This window comes from Nonlabens ponticola (genome assembly GCF_003966335.1).
In the GTDB taxonomy this organism is placed as follows: domain Bacteria; phylum Bacteroidota; class Bacteroidia; order Flavobacteriales; family Flavobacteriaceae; genus Nonlabens; species Nonlabens ponticola.
The window spans coordinates 2,753,136-2,769,773 of sequence record NZ_CP034549.1 but is presented as its reverse complement, the minus strand read 5'-3'; the positions used below and the strand labels follow the sequence as shown (position 1 = coordinate 2,769,773).

Sequence of the window (16,638 nt, the reverse complement as noted above, 5' to 3'; positions counted from 1 at the left end):
TGTGCTGTATTAATAAGTGGATTCAATAGTCGATACCTTGGCGTCGCCCCATAATCCTTCTAGGTCATAATATTCTCGGGTCTGTTTTTGAAAAACGTGAACGACCACATCCACATAATCCATAAGGACCCATTCTGCCTGCTGTGCACCTTCAACGTGCCAGGCGTTTTCCTGTAATTCCTTGCTTACCTTGCGTTGTACAGAGTTGACAATCGCGTTGACCTGAGTGTTTGAGGTACCGCTACAAATAATGAAGTAACTAGTAACCGTGTTATCAATATCTCTTAGGTCGAGGATGGTAATTTCATTTCCCTTGACATCTTCAATACCAGCAATGATCTGCGTAATGAGTGCATCGGTAGAAACATTTTCTTTAACCATTAAAAATTTTTTGTATCCACAAATTTATTCTTTTTTTGAACGCGACTTACGTTAAGCCGTTTAAACTTGCCTATTTGTGTTACCATCTTTTGTCAAAATACATGCCACTGACTCCACAAATGATGAATTGAAGTTACGCTTTCGCGAAAGCGTAATTCCCAACCTCACCACATTATACGCTCACCATCAACGTGCCGGTCGCGGCCAGATGGGTGCTGTGTGGCAATCACAGGCTGGTAAAAACTTAACATTCAGTACTTTATTGCGCGATGTGCCTGTCGACAAACAGGGTTTTGAGCAAGTGAAATTTATATCGGTTTGTTTGGCACGATGGCTGCGCCAGGAACACCAAATACAGACACACGTTAAATGGCCTAACGACATAGTGTCAGTCCATCATAAATTGGCAGGAATTCTAGTAGAAAACGTTCATGCAGCCGATGGAACGGTACATGCGATACACGGCATAGGTCTCAACGTGAATCAGCTAGACTTTGAGGCATTACCCAGGGCGATATCACTACAGTCCATCACTGGAAAAGAGTACCACCTGGAAGAATTACTTTTTAGCTTTGTGGCGTATCTACATCATCAATTAGTTCATCACCATGCGGTTGTAGCAATGTATGAGTCACTACTTTACAAAAAAGATCAACTAGCTCAATATAAAATAGAGGGTCGGCAAATCCATGGTATCCTGCGTGGTGTTGACGATCAAGGTCGCATGTTGCTAGAGGTTGATGGACAAGTAACTGCCTATGAGACAAAGCAGATAAAAATGATTTACTAGAGCTGCTCGATACCTTTAGCCAGTTGTTCTAGAAACTTATTGATTGGGCCCTTTATCATCATCGCCATCATAGCATTGAAATCGCCATTAAACAGTAATTGTGCCTGTGATCCATCACCTTCTTGACTAATATTACAAGTGAGAGTGAACGATAATTTGTCGCCCAATGAACCTAATACTACTTGAGAATGTGGTGTAGAGTCCTTGAGAGTGAGCTTTATTTCAGGCATGCCTTTCAATCCAAAAAGGAATTTATCCTCACCCAGCAATTCAAACTTTGCATCTTCTGGCAGTAATTTCTTGAAATTCTCTACCTGTGTTAGAAAATTGTATAGTTCTTCAGGTGATTTTTGCGTTTTAACAACGCGACTCTCTAGGTTCATAATTTTATTTTGAATTGCTCCAGTTTGCTGGATCATCTCTCCAGCTGGATAGCAGTTGTAAATCGTTGTCGTTAAAATGTCCTGCCTCTTGCGCAGTTTGTATCAAGTGTTTATAATCACTCAAGGTGGTAAGTTCAACTTCAGCCTGTTTGAAATTGTCCGTTGCAAAATCAAACCCATAAGAAAATAAAGCAACCATTCCCTTGATTTGTGCACCAGCCTCCTTGAGTGCTGTCACCGCATTGAGACTGCTCATTCCCGTACTGATGAGATCTTCTACAACCACAACCTTTTGACCAGCTTGCAGGTGACCTTCTACTTGATTTTTGCGACCGTGCTTTTTGGCTTCTGGGCGCACATATACAAATGGCAGGTTCATGTAGTCTGCCACGAGCATGCCTATACCTATCGCACCAGTAGCAACTCCTGCGATTACATCTGGCTTGCCGTATAGTTCTTCTATTTGATTAGCCAGTTGTTCTCTTAAAAAATTGCGTATGCTAGGATACGATAAGGTTATTCTATTGTCACAATAAATTGGCGATTGCCAGCCACTAGCCCAAGTGAACGGGTCTTGTGGTTGCAATTTTATTGCTTTAATTTGCAGTAACAATTCTGCGGTCTTTGCCGCAGTATTCTTATTTCTGACCATGCCGCAAATGTATAAAGTTTTTGTCAAAGAAGTCGCTATAATCGTGACCTCTGACAAGAACTCCTTTCCAGAATATGAGCACTTCAACCTTAAGCGCGTAAACTTGCGCAAAGTGGTAAAAAGGATTGAAAAAGGAAAGTTGGGAAAGGTCTTGCTTTATTCCAAAAATGAAGAGAAACTATTAAAGCGTCTGCATAAAAAATTACCACTGGTACTTGCTGGCGGCGGTATGGTGCTTAACAGTGATGAAAAGTATCTATTCATTTATCGCAACAACAAATGGGATCTACCCAAAGGGAAAGCGGAAAAAAACGAGAGCATAGAACAAACGGCATTGCGTGAGGTAGAAGAGGAGACAGGCGTAAAAAACCTCGAAATATCAAAATACCTAGATAAAACTTATCATATTTTCTCGCGCAATGGAAAAATGTCACTAAAGTTGACTCACTGGTACGAGATGCGAACAGATTACAAAGGTAAACTGAAACCACAAGCTAAGGAAGGAATAGAGATAGCCAGCTGGCTCACCGATGAAGAGGTGACCAATGCTCTCACAGAATCTTACGCCAATATACGTGAGCTGTTTCCACTATCAATGATTTCTAGTTAGCAGCTCGATATTTATAGATAGGATACCTCAAATGCGCGGTTTCATAATTCGGCGATCTTTTATGCAGCCAGTCTAATTGTGCGTAGTTACTGTTTTTAAATGCTTTATTGGTACGCTTGAGAGAATCAAATTCCCGTCTCAATTCTGGTGCGTCTGCTAGCAATTCTCTAGCACTTTTCTCAAAAACATAGGGCGAGAAACCTTCTTTTTGTTGCAGGATAGTATCAAAGAAATTCCATTTAAAAAAGGAATCGGGTGCAGCTGGTTCTAGAGTTTCCATGACATATTTGATACCTGGTTGATTGGTTGGTATGAGGATATCGCTTTCGCGAAAGCGTAATTCTACGACCTCACCTGCAACTTTTACATTGCTATGAGGATAGTGTCCTTCATAAGCATTGCGTGCTGTATCGTACTCTTCAATTTTGTATGCAGTTACAGTCATCGTGCTGTCCTTTGAAAGTGGTTCCATGATTACATTGTTGAGCCTGAGCATATCAAGAATTTCCCATTGTCCTTGAGGAATCACATAAAAATCAGGAATTGCCACACTATCCTTGACATTGAAATAAGTGTAAAAAGGTGTTTTTTTATTAAAAGGCTTCTCTCGATTATAAGTCATGAGTTTATTGCCTGTGAGTTCATTTGGGTCTTGACGTGCCTCATAACCTTTGAAATCTAGGGTATCAGCACGCTGCTTGTCAATCTCATAGGTGAGTGGGAAATATTCTCTGGACTGCTGGTAGTCAAATGACTGTTTGCGCACTTCTTTAATTTGCTCTAGTTGTGCCTGACCTATATTAATGATCTCTTCCATGATGGCACGTGCTCCCTGCACGCGATCATTGTATGGTTTAAGCATGTGGGTTTCTACCATCATGCCCAGTGTATTCCATAAAGCGGTGTAACCAGTGGAATAGCGCGGCTCGTCAGGAAACTGACTAAAACCCTTATCCGGCGATTGACCATACACGTTGACGTATGGCGTGATATCAAGATCTCTATCACTTAGATTTTTTTCAAGCGCTGGTTGCAATACATCATGAATGTAAGTGCCGGTTGCGCCACCCATTCTATTGTGTTGAGTAAATAAATGTGTCAAGGTGTATTGATAATCAGCACCATTGCTTACGTGATTATCAATGAATAGATCTGGCTTAATTTGATGATAGACTTGTGCAAAGCTGCGAGCATTGCGAGTATCCATTTTTATAAAATCACGATTCAGGTCATAGTTGCGTGAGTTACCTCTAAAGCCGTAAGCTTCTGGACCATTTTGATTGGTACGCGATGTAGAGTTGCGGTTAAGCGAACCACCTACATTATAGATGGCAATCGCACTGAAGATAAGTTTGTCACTCACCTCAATAACGCCAGTGGCTAGGTCTCGCATGAGCATCATTGTAGCATCAATGCCATCGCTCTCGCCAGGGTGAATACCGTTATTTATTAGAATCTTAATGCGATCCTCATTAGGATCTTTCCAGTCAATACTGGACTTAGAAAAGTGAATGACGTGTAATGGTTTGCCAGAATCGGTCATTCCTACCTCTTCTATACTTACGCTAGAAAAATCTGCCGCTAGATTCTCATAAAAGGCGATGCATTCTTCATAGGTAGTGGTTTGATTACCATTACCATTTTCAAACGGAGTCAGATATTCTTTATCAACTGTATCGCTTGTTGCTGTTACTGCTTGATCATCCCTACAGGAAAGTAGCATTATTGATATTGAAAGTAATGCAATCGATTTTCTCATAATACTACAGTATGTGGTACAAATTTTTTATAATCTCCATGATTACGTATGACATCTCTCACAATTGAGGATGAAATAAAGCTGGTTGACGGATTAGTTAATAAAAAGGTCGTTTCAATATCGCTAAGTTGCGCATTAGCCTGTGCAATTGCTTTTTCAAATTCAAAGTCATTGGGATTGCGCAAGCCTCTCAAAATGAACTGTGCATTTTCTTTCTTGCAAAAATCGACGGTCAAGCCATCATACGTTTTGACGCTGATGTTTTTCTTGTTTTTATATAACTCCTCTATGAATGAAACGCGTTGATCCAGGTCAAACATATATTTCTTATCTGCGTTGATGCCCACCGCGATAATTATATGATCAAATACCCTGAGACCTCGATCAATGATATCCTGATGACCTAAGGTTAAAGGATCAAAACTTCCTGGAAAGACTGCCTTTTTCATTTAGCATGTTGTTTTATGGTATCCTCAATAATTTGAGATAAGAATTCCTTAAGTGTGTTTCCGGCTGCTTTAATTTGTTGTGGTACAATACTTTCTGCACTCATACCAGGATTGGTGTTTATTTCAATGAAATGTGGCTCGCCATTGTGAAAGATAAAGTCTGCACGGGCTATACCTTTCAACTTTAAGATTTTATAAATACGCTTGCTTAGGATCTGCACGATGCTGGTCGTAGATCTATCCAATCTCGCTGGTGTTATTTCCTGAGACTTTCCTTCGTATTTGGCCTCGTAGTCAAAGAAGTCGTTTTCGCTTACGATCTCAGTCGGTGGTAACGCAATGATTTCATCATTTAGCTTGTAAACGCCTACTGATATTTCCATACCATCTAAAAACGACTCGATAATAATTTCGTTATCAACGGCAAATGCTGTTTCTAGTGCCTTTTCAAAGCCGTCACGATGATACACTTTTGACACACCAAAGCTGCTACCGCTTCGATTGGCTTTTACAAAACAAGGTAATCCTACCTGAGTAATGATCTTGTCAATATCAATGTAGTCTTCCTGATTTACATAAACATGCTTACCAGTCAAAATATCCCATGGTTTGAGAACTGCAAGACAATCACGCTTATTAAATGTGATTGCAGACTGATAGGAAGCAGCAGATGTTTGTGGTATCTGGATCATTTCTAAGTACGCCTGGAATTTACCGTCTTCTCCTGGTGTACCGTGGATTGTGTTATAAACACAGTTAAATATTATTTTCTCATCATCGACTGTGAGGCTAAAATCGTTCTTGTTTACATTAATCTCTTGCCCGCTAGCTGTCTTGTGATACCAGCGATCTTCTGTTACATTAATTCCATAACCGTGGTACTTATGGCTATCAAGGTGGTCAAGGATAATCTGCCCACTTTTTATTGAGATCTCCTTTTCACTGGAGTAGCCGCCCATAATAACTGCTACATTTTTCATAGCTCAAGGATTGTTGTGTTCATATAACAAAGTTACAAAAGCCACCGTTTAAGGAATGATCTACATCCTTATCTTTACAAGGTGTAACAAGCCCTTTAACGCCAACCATACAATCACCAATATACTATGAATTTTATACAGTTCATTTTTACCAAAACCTTCTGGGTGCAAGTCCTTCTAGCAATAGTTTTAATCGTTGCGTTATGTTTCGGGTATTTATTCTGGTTAGACTGGTATACCAACCATGATCAAAAAATTACCGTTCCTAATCTTGAGCGTATGACCTTGTCTCAAGTGGATGCATCACTAGAAGAACTTGATCTGCGCAGGCAAATTATTGACAGCGCAAATTTTAACCCTGATTATCCACCGCGATCTGTGATTGAACAAAATCCTGAAGCAGGAAGAGCGGTCAAAGAAAATCGTAAGATTTACATAAAACTTAATCCATCAGGATATGGTAAGATACCTGTACCTAATGTGATTTTTAAAACAAAGCGTCAGGCCGTGCCAACGCTGGAAGCATTAGGTTTTGAAATAGGAGATATTACCTATAAATCTAATATAGCTCGAGACATGGTTCTAGAAATGCGCTATAATGGTGAAGAGTTGAAACCAGGTGAGCAGTTGCGCAAGGCCTCTTCTATTGATCTTGTCTTAGGAGATGGAAATCGTCCTGGCGCTACCTATGAACCAGCATCAACAGGCGACGATACTACACAAGATATTGACAACTAGTTCAATGGCAGATGATAATTCAAATATAGATCTTCATGAACATCATCATTTTGTAGCAAGTGATGGTCAGGTACCGCTGCGTATCGATAAATTCCTGATGAACTTTATCGAGAATTCTACGCGCAATAAAATTCAGGCAGCCATTAAGGATGGCAGTGTAAGAGTAAACGAGCAGATAGTCAAGTCAAATTATAAGGTAAAGCCAGGTGATGATATAAGAGTATTGCTAGATCATCCACCACATGAGAACCTTCTGGTCGCACAGAATATTGACTTGGATATCATGTATGAGGATGATGATTTGATCGTCTTGAACAAACCAGCTGGTATGGTAGTACATCCAGGTCATGGAAATTATGAAGGCACGCTAATCAATGCACTTATTTATCACTTTGAGAACTTACCTAACAATAGCAGTAATCGTCCAGGATTGGTACACCGAATAGATAAAGATACCAGCGGTTTGCTGGTAGTTGCCAAAACAGAACAGGCGATGAGTTATTTATCGGCTCAATTTGCCGCCAAAACGAGTAAACGAGAATACGTAGCGATAGTTTGGGGATCATTTGATGAGCCCATCGGCACGGTAGAAGGCAACATAGGTAGGCACCCAAAAAACCGATTACAAAATACCGTATGGAGCGGCGATGATAGTGATAAAGGTAAACCTGCGGTAACCCATTATGAGGTGATGGAAGATTTAGGATATGTCACTCTAATCAAATGTAAGCTTGAGACTGGTCGTACTCATCAAATAAGAGTACATATGAAACACATAGGTCATACATTATTTAATGATGAGCGTTACGGTGGTGATAAAATTTTAAAGGGAACCAGTTTTACAAAATACAAGCAGTTTGTAGATAACTGTTTCAAAGTATTGCCTAGACAAGCACTACACGCACGCACTTTAGGTTTTGAGCATCCTACAACTCGCAAATGGATGGATTTTGAATCAGAAATACCACAGGATATGCAAGCTTGTATTGATAAATGGAAAGCCTATGCGACCAATAGCATTGAATTAAATTAAAGAAAATGAAAATCTTGTTGTCGCCAGCAAAGACGCTGGATTATAAAAGCAAACTGCCAACTTCTCGAGGTACTCAACCTTTATTTAAAGAAGAGGCAATCACCATTAATAGAAAACTGGAACGTCAAACTAAGGCAGACTTACAGGATCTTATGAGCATCTCTGCAAAACTTGCTGATCTCAACCACTCAAGATATCAAGATTTCCAGGAACATTTTGATAAGGACAATTCAAGACCAGCGATCTATGCCTTCGCTGGTGATGTGTACAGCGGATTTGACGCCTATTCACTTGACACTGATCACCTAGATAAAGCTCAGGATAGTATTAGAATTTTATCAGGTATGTATGGCGTGCTCAGACCATTGGATTTAATACAACCTTACAGGTTAGAAATGGGAACAGACCTGTCGTTAGGTCATGACAAGAATTTATATGAATTCTGGAATGATCGCATTACTGCGCAGCTAAATAGCGAGATGAAAGATGATGAATTACTTGTCAATCTTGCCAGCAATGAATACTTCAAAGCGATAAATCTTGATAGCCAAAAGGGAAAGTTGATATCGCCGGTATTCAAAGACTATAAAAACGATAAGCTCAAGATTATTTCTTTTTATGCTAAAAAGGCAAGAGGTAGCATGGCTAGATTTCTAGTTGAAAATGATGTTTCATCCCTAGCAGGTATCCATGACTTTGATGTTAATGGTTATAGATACAGTGAGTCTCATACAGAAGATGAGCTGGAACCTACATTTATCAGATAGAGAGAATGCCTGATCTACCTAGCTACATATCTATCAAGGACTGGTCACAAGAGGATCGACCACGAGAAAAGCTTTTGAAAAAAGGCGCCAGCGCATTAAGCGAGGTAGAGTTGTTGGCCATTTTATTAGGATCTGGTACGGTGTCTATAAGCGCTGTGGATTTAAGCCGACAAATACTCAATAATGCAGACAATTCCTTGCAGCAATTGGGACTCAAAAGCCTTAAAGAACTGCAAAAGCATAAGGGAATAGGTGAGGCTAAAGCCATTACCATAGCAGCCGCAATGGAATTGGGTCGTAGGCGCGCGATGGAATTGCCAGAGAAGATTACAAGAATAAGTTGTAGCGATGACGCATTCAAACTTTTGCAACCGTCATTAGGTGAGCTCAAACATGAGGAGTTTTGGATTTTATTACTTGATAACTCACACAAGGTTCTGGATACCCATCAATTGAGTAAAGGTGGTATTACGGCAACACATGTCGATACACGATTGATTTACCGCAAAGCAATTGAAATGGGAGCCGTCGCATTAATACTAGCACACAACCATCCTAGCGGCAGCCTTAAGCCCAGTGCACCTGATAAGCATATCACCCAAAAAATTCAGGAAGCTGGAAAAATGCTGGATATCAAAGTGCTGGATCATGTTATAGTCACCGCAAGAGATTTCTACAGTTTTGCAGATAATGGGATCATGCCATGATTTTAATCTACTGTCCAGATCTAACTGCTAGAAAGCAATATATCTTCAAGCACATCTTTAAAAGGATGATGCAGACCGACTACGACGTCACATCAGATCTTAGTGCATTCGTTAGTCATGACGGTATCAAATTTTCATACGGTAATAAGCCGCTGGGCGACGAGATGTTCATCTGGTCCATGGGATTGCTAGATGAGCACGGCATCGACGATCACGCGATTGAGATGACATTTTGGGATGATTTACCTGCATTTTTTGCGGCGCCAGAAACGAGTAGCCTGCCATTTGATATTTTTAGCGCCGCATTTTATTTGATTACGCGCTATGAAGAGTACTTGCCGCAGGTTAAAGATGAGTATGGCCGTTACAGTCCACAGGAAAGTGTGGCATATAAGAACAACTTTCTTGCATTGCCGCTGGTTGACTTGTGGATGAACAAGTTATCGAGTGAGTTAAGTGTTGGAGAGATTACGCTTTCGCGAAAGCGGAATACCCACAAAAAAATAACCTTTGAAATAGGCAGTTTCTACAAATACCGTCATCGTGGCATCTTGGTAAACTTGAGGTCCTTTTCTAAGTCTGTGAGACAATTGAATTTGAGTAGAGCAGTCAATCAACTGCGCGTCTTACTTAATCTAGCCATAGATCCATATGATAACATCCAGAGTATTCTAGACGTTTTGCGTGCAACTATCTCTGGCAGATCCTTGCGAGAACAGGTTATCTTCTTTTATCATCTAGGAAACTTTACCGGCACCGATACCGGCACTACCTATAAAAGCAAGACCTACATTGAACAAATAAAGCATGTGGGTGATTATACAAATCTAGGGTTGAGGTTTTCTAGTAATGCTGATCAACGACAGGTGTTGCAAGAAGAAAAAAGATTTGAGGAATTGCTCAAAAGACCGCTAGGCGCTACTATGGCGGCTATGTCAAAAATTAGTATGCCTGGTCATTATAAGCTGCTGGTCGATACAAAATCAGTAGAGGATTACAGCATGGGTTATGTCAATATGCCTGGTTATCGTGCAAGCACCAGCCAGCCGTTTTACTTTTATGACCTTGACTATGAAGTGCAAACACCGCTAGTAATAAAGCCGTATGCCTTGCATTATAATGCGATCATGATGCAAACACTTGATGGGCAGATGGCTAGTGTACGTTCCGTAAAAAATAGTCTCAAACATTCTGGTGGCAACTTGACAGTACAATTTTACTTAGAACATTTTGATAGCGAGATCAATAGTCACGCTATGAAAATATTGAAATACCTCATTGATGAGTGACTTTAAGAACATAGAACATATATTTTTTGACCTGGATCATACATTATGGGATTTTGACAGGAACAGTAAATTGACCTATGCAGGGATTTTTAAGGAGGAAAATCTTGATATAGATATTGAAAAGTTTGTCCAGATCTATATACCTCTCAATCTTAAGTTCTGGAAAATGTATCGCCATAATGAGATATCAAAGGAAGAATTGAGATTTCAGCGATTGAAAACAGCTTTTGATTCTTATGGAATTGAAGTCGACAAGGTTCAGATTGACCACATTGCAGATCAATATATTCTCAAACTACCTGAACATAATCATCTTTTTGAAGGATGTCTTGAGTTATTAGATGGTTTGAAAGATCGTTATCAAATTCATTTAATTACTAATGGTTTTGATGAGGTACAGGAATATAAAATTACTAATGCGGGACTCAAAAAATATTTTGCCTACATGCTGACAGCAGAAACTGCAGGTGTGAAGAAGCCAGACCTCAAAATATTTGAGCAAGCAATGAAAGATACTGGTGCAACGCCATTCAATAGCCTAATGGTAGGCGATAGTTTGGAAGCTGATGTTGAAGGAGCCCTTGCGGCTGGTATGCAAGCTGTATGGTTTGATCCAGATAAAATTGATGCTAATTACAATGGTTATCGCGTAGAACGATTATCTCAAATTCAAGAGTTGTTATCGTAATCGTAGTGATCTTTCCATCGTTTTTTTAAAAAGTCTTTCTGTGAATTTTCACGCGGATTATTACCTGGTTTGTAGATAGTGGTTTTACTTATTTCTTCAGGTAGGAAATCATATACCGCAAAATTACCCGGATAATCATGTGCATATTTATATTCATCACCATAGCCCAATTCTTTCATAAGCTTAGTAGGCGCGTTGCGCAGCCCTAAAGGCACCGATAGGTCACCGGTAGTTTTCACCAATTGTTGAGCTGCTCCTATCGCTTTATAACTCGCATTACTTTTAATAGATGTCGCCAGATAAATAGCGCATTGACTTAAAATGATACGAGATTCAGGATAACCTATCGTTGAAACTGCCTGGAAACAGTTATTTGCCATAATCAATGCAGTAGGATTTGCATTACCTATATCCTCGCTAGCTAGTATGATCATGCGACGAGCAATAAATTTCAAATCCTCGCCACCTTCTATCATTCTAGCGAGCCAATAAACTGCAGCATTGGGATCACTACCTCTTAGTGACTTGATAAACGCACTTATGATATCGTAATGCTGTTCACCAGTCTTATCGTATCTCGCAGTATTGCTTTGCACTTGAGCGAGGACTAATTCATTAGTGATCGTTATATGATTATCGATCTGTGAGTTGACAACTAATTCAAACACATTAAGAAGCTTTCTGGCATCACCACCGCTTATGCGCAGTAGCGCATTAGTTTCCTTTAGGTCAATGCTTTTGCTATGAAGCATTTTGTCTGTTGTCATTGCTCTCTTGAGTAGATTGATAAGATCATCTTTTGAGAATGCGTCAAGTACGTAAACTTGGCATCGAGAGAGTAGGGCAGGAATAACTTCAAAACTGGGATTCTCTGTGGTAGCTCCTATCAAGGTCACCCATCCTTTTTCAACAGCGCCTAACAGCGAGTCTTGTTGACTCTTGCTAAATCGGTGAATCTCATCAATGAAAAGAATAGGGTTTTTGGCAGTAAACATACCACCTGAGGTTTTTGCCTTTTCAATCACCTCGCGTATATCTTTAACGCCGCTATTGATAGCACTAAGAGTGTAAAAGGGTCTTCCACTTTCTTGAGCAATAATATTAGCTAGCGTGGTCTTGCCCGTACCTGGTGGACCCCAAAGTATGAGAGATGGTACGGTACCATTGACAATATGGTTGCGCAGCGAGCCTTTCTCACCTACAAGATGGCTTTGACTCAAATATTGATCTAGTGTATGAGGCCTTATACGTTCAGCAAGTGGAGTCGTGTTTTCCATGTAACAAATTTACATAGTATTTCATGTGCTTTGGCTCAAAAACGCTTTCATGACAATTTGTTGCTATTGACTAACTAGGCTTGGTAATTGAAAATGAACCTTCATGTCCCGAAGTTATAAATTTGATATTTACACATATGGTGTACCCGTTTTATTGGTATTGTCGATGTGGATTAGCTTCTGGCTAAATACTCATACCCGCTTAAACCTCAATGAGTATGGCATCATGCCTAGAGCGTTTTCTGGGCTCATAGGAATCGTATGCAGCCCTTTTTTACATGCTGATTTGAACCACTTATGGAGTAACACGCCACCTATTTTACTTTTGGGAATAGCGTTGTTCTATTTCTTCAGGTACGAGGCTGGTAGAATTTTTATGTTGGCAGTTTTACTCTCAGGATTTATGACATGGCTTATAGGTAGAGAGTCTTATCATATAGGAGCGAGTGGACTGATCTATTTTTTAGCAAGTTTTCTTATCAGTAAAGGAGTGATCAAAAAATCAAAGGAATTAGTCGCTTTGAGTTTTGCAGTCGTTTTCTTTTATGGGTCGCTGGTGTGGTATGTGTTCCCTATAGATAATGCTATTTCTTGGGAAGGCCATCTGGCCGGAGCGATTGCAGGCATAATACTAGCCATGGTTATAAATACAACCGATTTGGAAGTGAAAGCTAAAATCCCAAAAACTATACGTGGAACAGAACAAGAAGATTGGTTTTTACAGCAATTTGATGAGAATGGAGATTTTGCTCCATTCCTAATAGATGAAGAAGAATAGTAATCAAAACATTCTTTGTCGTATTGCTTCAAATAAAATCGCTCCACAAGCAACCGATACATTAAGTGACCCTATGGTACCCTTTAAGGGAAGTTTTATTTGCTGATCCAAAATTTTTAGGGTCGATGGATTGATACCTCGATCCTCGCTACCCATGATAATACCTATAGGTTTATTTAGTTCAGATTCAAAAACGCTTTCACTGGCTTTTTCATTAGCACCAACTAGAGCTATATCATATGCTTGCATTAGGTAGATCGCATCCTTGAGGTGATTTACTTTACAGATAGGTATATTAAATACAGCGCCAGCGCTTGTCTTAACAGTCGTAGCGTTGATGGGAGCAGAGCCTTTTTCTGATACCACAATCGCTGTCACACCGGTGCATTCTGCCGTTCTAATGATAGCACCGTAGTTGCCAACATCTGTTATTCCATCGAGTAACAAGAATATTGGATTAGCTGTCATATCAGTTGTTTCTAGAATGATTTCTAGGTCAGCAAACTTTACTGGTGATAATTTAGCTACTGCGCCTTGATGGTTTTCTTTTGTGAGTTTGTAGAGCTTTTCTTCAGGAACATAAGAAGTAGCTATGTTTGCTTGTTTTGCTTTATGCTTGAGTTCATTGAAAAGCACACCGTTTCCTTCTTTCAGGAAGTATATTTTGGAAATTTCTTCGCCATTTTCAATAGCTTCTATAATCGGTCTTAGTCCGTGAATTTGTTGTTCCTTGCTCATGATGCAAAGATATGAATAGTATCTATCGTGATACTAAGGTTGCGTTTGAATCAATAAAAAAGCCCTTGATGATATCAAGGGCTTGATTGTGTAATGATTTGAGGTTGTTACCTAGTCATCATTTTTTTCAATTTCAAACGTTGCCACACCAGAAGTAGGAGCAAAAGCATTGTTTGGGTTCTCGATGTAGTCCACGGTGAACTCCTCATCGTCATCCAGATCATAAGTAGCTGTGCTATTCGGATTTGGTACGTAGATTAGGTTAGTAAAACCAGTGGCTAGTGTTGTACCAAACCTAAGAGCGCTCTCACAACCTAGATCGATAACCACACTTTGCACGTTACCACCATTTGCAGGAAGCAGTTGTCTAGTGAAGGTACGCTGGGTCTCAGCAGGGCCTATAGTTATCTCAACATCACCTTCATCGAAGTTTTGATCTCCAAAGGTTGGTCCAGTCACGGTGATCCCATTTTCAAATGAGTAGCTACCTACAAGGTAATCTTCAGGTACCGGACACACTTGGAATACTCTAACGACCACCTGGCTGTTATCGTCTTCTACAATTACATCGTCACCATTTCCAACAAGGTCAATGATGATACCTCTAGGATCTACCTCTACATCCTCATCCACTCCATTGATCTCAATAAAGCCTGTGTACTCACCAGCTGGTACGGTAAAGGTATCCGGCAGGTCATACGAGTCTTCAAGAGCATCAGAATCGTCGTTGAGTGAGATGTTGAAAGTTCTATCCTGATCAGAAACGGTGCTAACATTTACTGGAATTCTTAGAGTTCCAGTTCCGTTTTCAACGATTCTTAGATCTTCTGATTCGTTGACAAAGCCTATAAGTGTCTGTCCGCCCTCAGCGTCAAAGACCCTTAGCTCGTCATCCTTGTCACAGCCTATTAGGCTTGTGATGGCTAGTGCGCCAAGTATTAGATATTTTTTCATTGTATTAATTTTATTTTAGGATTAGTAACCAGGGTTTTGTTGTTCTCTGATACCTGGGTTAGCATTAAATTCTGCGATTGGTAGAGGCAAAGTGAATTTAAAGCTGTCAGGCGATAAAGTACATGCACCATTGAATTCGCAGTCTAGAGGGTTTCTATCAACACCTCTGTTTGCTCTTTGTCCCAATCTTTTGATGTCTTTCCATCTGTGTCCTTCAAAAGCCAGTTCGATACGTCTTTGCTCAAGGATCACTTGATAAGCTTCTTCTGCATCGTCAAATTCTACATCAGCCTCAAATAGGTCAGCTCCGTCATCGTCAAAGTCATCAATCCTTGCATCAAGAAGATCTTCTATCAACTCTTCAGCATCGTCAAGCTCACCTTGAGCTACGTGTGCCTCAGCAGCGATAAACAACATCTCAGAAGATCTGAATACTTTGATGTCATTCATGAGTGGCTGTCCTTCTGATCCTCTATACTTGTTAACGATCAATTGGTCAGATTCACGGTAATCAAATCCTACATCAGGGAAATCTTCATCAATGAGAGAAGTTGCCTCATCGATGATCAATCCACGACGTACATCCTCACTAGTATCATCTTCATTGTTGACTAGGTTGAAAAGGTTACGATCCACCTCCATGTAAGGAGATCCACCACGACCAGGTCCACCAAAAGCATAGTTGGCTCCAACCCATCCACCAGCAAAAGCGCTACCAGTAGCACCTTGTTGATCATAAGGAGCGCCACCACCGTTAGCTCTTTCCAGCTTAAAGATGATTTCTTCATTGCTTGCGTCGGTAAAGATGCTAGGATAGTCATCTGAATCAGCAAGACCGTAGATGTCAAGAAGTTCAGTAGCTAGATCTTCAGCTTCTTCATAGTCACCTCTTTCATTAGCGATACGAGCTCTTAGGGCTTGTACCATATCTGTACTGATAAAGGTCGTACTAAATTCAGTTTGAAGATTCTCATCGGCATAATCAAGGTCAGACTCTATAAGACCAAATACTTCGCCGTTAGTACTTCTCAATAGTTGTACGTCAAGTTCAGGAACAAAGTCAATGAGCGGCACACCCAAGGCGCTGTCGTCCATCAAGTCAGTAGAGTAGAAGTTTAGCAACTGGAAGTAAGAGTAAGCTCTTAAAACTCTCAGTTGAGCGACTAGGTCATTATACCTGTCATCATCAAAATCTACGTCATCGTCATCATCATCATCGTCAGAATCATCATCGTCATCAGAACCACCTAATACAGTTTCTCTCAAGGTCTCTGCCTGTACGAGGGATCTGTTCACCTGATTGATCGTTCTATAGTTAGTGAGCCAGAATTCACTTGAGGCTGCACTTGCAGCATCAAGTTGAAAATCCAGTTCTTGATTCCACTGTCCACCCCATGAGAGTGCTCTTGTAATCTCATCGGTAAAGGCTGATGTCCAACCTATCTCTCCTGAGAGATCTAGCAAGGCATAAGTTGCGATAGTTACACTCTCTAAATCGTCAAGATTCAATACAGCGTTCTCAGCAGGTAGTTCTCCTGGCTGTATAATGTCAATGGCATCCTCACAACTTGCAGTAAGTACGGCAAGGCCTAGGAAACCTAATATTAATAATTTATAGTTTTTCATTTTTAAAGGTTTATTTCCTTATAGATGCGTGATTGTCAT

19 protein-coding genes are annotated in these 16,638 nt (G+C 40.2%); 9 read left to right on the top strand and 10 right to left on the bottom strand.

Going from position 1 to position 16,638, the window contains the following annotated elements; translation table 11 throughout:
• Positions 1 to 9: 9 nt before the first annotated feature.
• A complete protein-coding gene (gene rsfS / locus EJ995_RS12610; RefSeq protein ID WP_126448738.1) occupies positions 10 to 381 on the bottom strand; it encodes a ribosome silencing factor in 372 nt (123 codons plus the stop codon).
• Between the two features lie 76 nt (positions 382 to 457).
• Here rsfS and EJ995_RS12605 point away from each other — a divergent pair, with 76 nt between their 5' ends.
• Complete coding sequence (locus EJ995_RS12605) at positions 458 to 1,171, top strand: biotin--[acetyl-CoA-carboxylase] ligase (protein ID WP_126448737.1); 714 nt, start codon at positions 458 to 460, stop codon at positions 1,169 to 1,171.
• On the opposite strand, the gene EJ995_RS12600 is transcribed toward EJ995_RS12605, so the two are convergent.
• Both EJ995_RS12600 and pyrE read right to left on the bottom strand, forming a co-directional pair.
• The gene (locus EJ995_RS12600) at positions 1,168 to 1,554 is read right to left on the bottom strand and encodes an SRPBCC family protein (protein WP_126448736.1); all 387 of its coding nucleotides are present in this window, start codon (positions 1,552 to 1,554) and stop codon (positions 1,168 to 1,170) included. The genes EJ995_RS12605 and EJ995_RS12600 overlap by 4 nt on opposite strands.
• 4 nt (positions 1,555 to 1,558) lie before the next feature.
• Positions 1,559 to 2,206: an orotate phosphoribosyltransferase gene (gene pyrE, locus EJ995_RS12595; protein WP_126448735.1), complete on the bottom strand. Its 648-nt coding sequence runs from the start codon at positions 2,204 to 2,206 to the stop codon at positions 1,559 to 1,561.
• A gap of 7 nt (positions 2,207 to 2,213) precedes the next feature.
• Here pyrE and EJ995_RS12590 point away from each other — a divergent pair, with 7 nt between their 5' ends.
• Positions 2,214 to 2,816: an NUDIX hydrolase gene (locus EJ995_RS12590; protein WP_126448734.1), complete on the top strand. Its 603-nt coding sequence runs from the start codon at positions 2,214 to 2,216 to the stop codon at positions 2,814 to 2,816.
• Here EJ995_RS12590 and EJ995_RS12585 read toward each other — a convergent pair.
• Genes EJ995_RS12585 through EJ995_RS12575 form a run of 3 tightly spaced genes read right to left on the bottom strand, consistent with a single transcriptional unit; the run spans position 2,809 to position 6,004 of the window.
• Positions 2,809 to 4,575 (bottom strand): M14 family metallopeptidase, encoded by a 1,767-nt coding sequence (locus EJ995_RS12585; protein WP_126448733.1) that lies wholly within the window; start codon positions 4,573 to 4,575, stop codon positions 2,809 to 2,811. The two genes, EJ995_RS12590 and EJ995_RS12585, sit on opposite strands and share 8 nt — an antisense overlap.
• On the bottom strand, positions 4,572 to 5,024 hold the full coding sequence (gene coaD / locus EJ995_RS12580) for a pantetheine-phosphate adenylyltransferase (protein ID WP_126448732.1): 453 nt from the start codon (positions 5,022 to 5,024) through the stop codon (positions 4,572 to 4,574). The genes EJ995_RS12585 and coaD overlap by 4 nt, the downstream gene beginning before the upstream one ends.
• Positions 5,021 to 6,004, bottom strand: a complete 984-nt coding sequence (locus EJ995_RS12575) for a D-alanine--D-alanine ligase (RefSeq protein ID WP_126448731.1) — start codon at positions 6,002 to 6,004, stop codon at positions 5,021 to 5,023. The genes coaD and EJ995_RS12575 overlap by 4 nt, the downstream gene beginning before the upstream one ends.
• A gap of 126 nt (positions 6,005 to 6,130) precedes the next feature.
• On the opposite strand from EJ995_RS12575, the gene EJ995_RS12570 reads away from it, so the two are divergent.
• The 6 genes from EJ995_RS12570 to EJ995_RS12545 are packed head-to-tail and all read left to right on the top strand — an operon-like array spanning position 6,131 to position 11,226.
• Entirely contained in the window at positions 6,131 to 6,742 is a 612-nt protein-coding gene (locus EJ995_RS12570) for a PASTA domain-containing protein (RefSeq protein ID WP_126448730.1), read from the top strand.
• Positions 6,743 to 6,746: 4 nt separating this feature from the next.
• On the top strand, positions 6,747 to 7,775 hold the full coding sequence (locus EJ995_RS12565) for an RluA family pseudouridine synthase (protein ID WP_126448729.1): 1,029 nt from the start codon (positions 6,747 to 6,749) through the stop codon (positions 7,773 to 7,775).
• 5 nt (positions 7,776 to 7,780) lie between these two features.
• Positions 7,781 to 8,542 carry a peroxide stress protein YaaA gene (yaaA, locus tag EJ995_RS12560; RefSeq protein WP_126448728.1) on the top strand — a complete coding sequence of 254 codons (762 nt, stop codon included), beginning with the start codon at positions 7,781 to 7,783 and terminating at the stop codon, positions 8,540 to 8,542.
• Between the two features lie 5 nt (positions 8,543 to 8,547).
• The gene (gene radC / locus EJ995_RS12555) at positions 8,548 to 9,249 is read left to right on the top strand and encodes a RadC family protein (protein WP_126448727.1); all 702 of its coding nucleotides are present in this window, start codon (positions 8,548 to 8,550) and stop codon (positions 9,247 to 9,249) included.
• Positions 9,246 to 10,538, top strand: coding sequence for a DUF7033 domain-containing protein (locus tag EJ995_RS12550; RefSeq protein WP_126448726.1), 1,293 nt, complete (start codon positions 9,246 to 9,248; stop codon positions 10,536 to 10,538). The genes radC and EJ995_RS12550 overlap by 4 nt, the downstream gene beginning before the upstream one ends.
• Positions 10,531 to 11,226: a YjjG family noncanonical pyrimidine nucleotidase gene (locus EJ995_RS12545; protein ID WP_126448725.1), complete on the top strand. Its 696-nt coding sequence runs from the start codon at positions 10,531 to 10,533 to the stop codon at positions 11,224 to 11,226. The genes EJ995_RS12550 and EJ995_RS12545 overlap by 8 nt, the downstream gene beginning before the upstream one ends.
• Here EJ995_RS12545 and EJ995_RS12540 read toward each other — a convergent pair.
• Positions 11,208 to 12,503, bottom strand: coding sequence for a replication-associated recombination protein A (locus EJ995_RS12540; protein ID WP_126448724.1), 1,296 nt, complete (start codon positions 12,501 to 12,503; stop codon positions 11,208 to 11,210). The genes EJ995_RS12545 and EJ995_RS12540 overlap by 19 nt on opposite strands.
• A 226-nt stretch (positions 12,504 to 12,729) precedes the next feature.
• Between EJ995_RS12540 and EJ995_RS12535 the strand changes: the two genes are divergently transcribed.
• Entirely contained in the window at positions 12,730 to 13,281 is a 552-nt protein-coding gene (locus EJ995_RS12535) for a rhomboid family intramembrane serine protease (protein WP_164549920.1), read from the top strand.
• Between the two features lie 3 nt (positions 13,282 to 13,284).
• On the opposite strand, the gene rlmB is transcribed toward EJ995_RS12535, so the two are convergent.
• The 3 genes from rlmB to EJ995_RS12520 all read right to left on the bottom strand — a co-directional run bounded on the left by rlmB (position 13,285) and on the right by EJ995_RS12520 (position 16,599).
• Positions 13,285 to 14,019, bottom strand: a complete 735-nt coding sequence (gene rlmB, locus EJ995_RS12530) for a 23S rRNA (guanosine(2251)-2'-O)-methyltransferase RlmB (protein ID WP_126448722.1) — start codon at positions 14,017 to 14,019, stop codon at positions 13,285 to 13,287.
• A 111-nt stretch (positions 14,020 to 14,130) separates the two neighbouring features.
• Positions 14,131 to 14,973, bottom strand: coding sequence for a hypothetical protein (locus EJ995_RS12525; protein ID WP_126448721.1), 843 nt, complete (start codon positions 14,971 to 14,973; stop codon positions 14,131 to 14,133).
• Positions 14,974 to 14,994: 21 nt separating this feature from the next.
• The gene (locus EJ995_RS12520) at positions 14,995 to 16,599 is read right to left on the bottom strand and encodes a RagB/SusD family nutrient uptake outer membrane protein (RefSeq protein ID WP_126448719.1); all 1,605 of its coding nucleotides are present in this window, start codon (positions 16,597 to 16,599) and stop codon (positions 14,995 to 14,997) included.
• Between the last annotated feature and the right edge of the window lie 39 nt (positions 16,600 to 16,638).

Bases quoted from the DNA above. Each gene is read 5' to 3' on its own strand.
- rsfS (WP_126448738.1), bottom strand. From the start codon at position 381: ATGGTTAAAGAAAATGTTTCTACCGATGCACTCATTACGCAGATCATT.
- EJ995_RS12600 (WP_126448736.1), bottom strand. From the start codon at position 1,554: ATGAACCTAGAGAGTCGCGTTGTTAAAACGCAAAAATCACCTGAAGAA.
- pyrE (WP_126448735.1), bottom strand. From the start codon at position 2,206: ATGGTCAGAAATAAGAATACTGCGGCAAAGACCGCAGAATTGTTACTG.
- EJ995_RS12590 (WP_126448734.1), top strand. From the start codon at position 2,214: ATGTATAAAGTTTTTGTCAAAGAAGTCGCTATAATCGTGACCTCTGAC.
- EJ995_RS12585 (WP_126448733.1), bottom strand. From the start codon at position 4,575: ATGAGAAAATCGATTGCATTACTTTCAATATCAATAATGCTACTTTCC.
- coaD (WP_126448732.1), bottom strand. From the start codon at position 5,024: ATGAAAAAGGCAGTCTTTCCAGGAAGTTTTGATCCTTTAACCTTAGGT.
- EJ995_RS12575 (WP_126448731.1), bottom strand. From the start codon at position 6,004: ATGAAAAATGTAGCAGTTATTATGGGCGGCTACTCCAGTGAAAAGGAG.
- EJ995_RS12570 (WP_126448730.1), top strand. From the start codon at position 6,131: ATGAATTTTATACAGTTCATTTTTACCAAAACCTTCTGGGTGCAAGTC.
- EJ995_RS12565 (WP_126448729.1), top strand. From the start codon at position 6,747: ATGGCAGATGATAATTCAAATATAGATCTTCATGAACATCATCATTTT.
- yaaA (WP_126448728.1), top strand. From the start codon at position 7,781: ATGAAAATCTTGTTGTCGCCAGCAAAGACGCTGGATTATAAAAGCAAA.
- radC (WP_126448727.1), top strand. From the start codon at position 8,548: ATGCCTGATCTACCTAGCTACATATCTATCAAGGACTGGTCACAAGAG.
- EJ995_RS12550 (WP_126448726.1), top strand. From the start codon at position 9,246: ATGATTTTAATCTACTGTCCAGATCTAACTGCTAGAAAGCAATATATC.
- EJ995_RS12545 (WP_126448725.1), top strand. From the start codon at position 10,531: ATGAGTGACTTTAAGAACATAGAACATATATTTTTTGACCTGGATCAT.
- EJ995_RS12540 (WP_126448724.1), bottom strand. From the start codon at position 12,503: ATGGAAAACACGACTCCACTTGCTGAACGTATAAGGCCTCATACACTA.
- EJ995_RS12535 (WP_164549920.1), top strand. From the start codon at position 12,730: ATGCCTAGAGCGTTTTCTGGGCTCATAGGAATCGTATGCAGCCCTTTT.
- rlmB (WP_126448722.1), bottom strand. From the start codon at position 14,019: ATGAGCAAGGAACAACAAATTCACGGACTAAGACCGATTATAGAAGCT.
- EJ995_RS12525 (WP_126448721.1), bottom strand. From the start codon at position 14,973: ATGAAAAAATATCTAATACTTGGCGCACTAGCCATCACAAGCCTAATA.
- EJ995_RS12520 (WP_126448719.1), bottom strand. From the start codon at position 16,599: ATGAAAAACTATAAATTATTAATATTAGGTTTCCTAGGCCTTGCCGTA.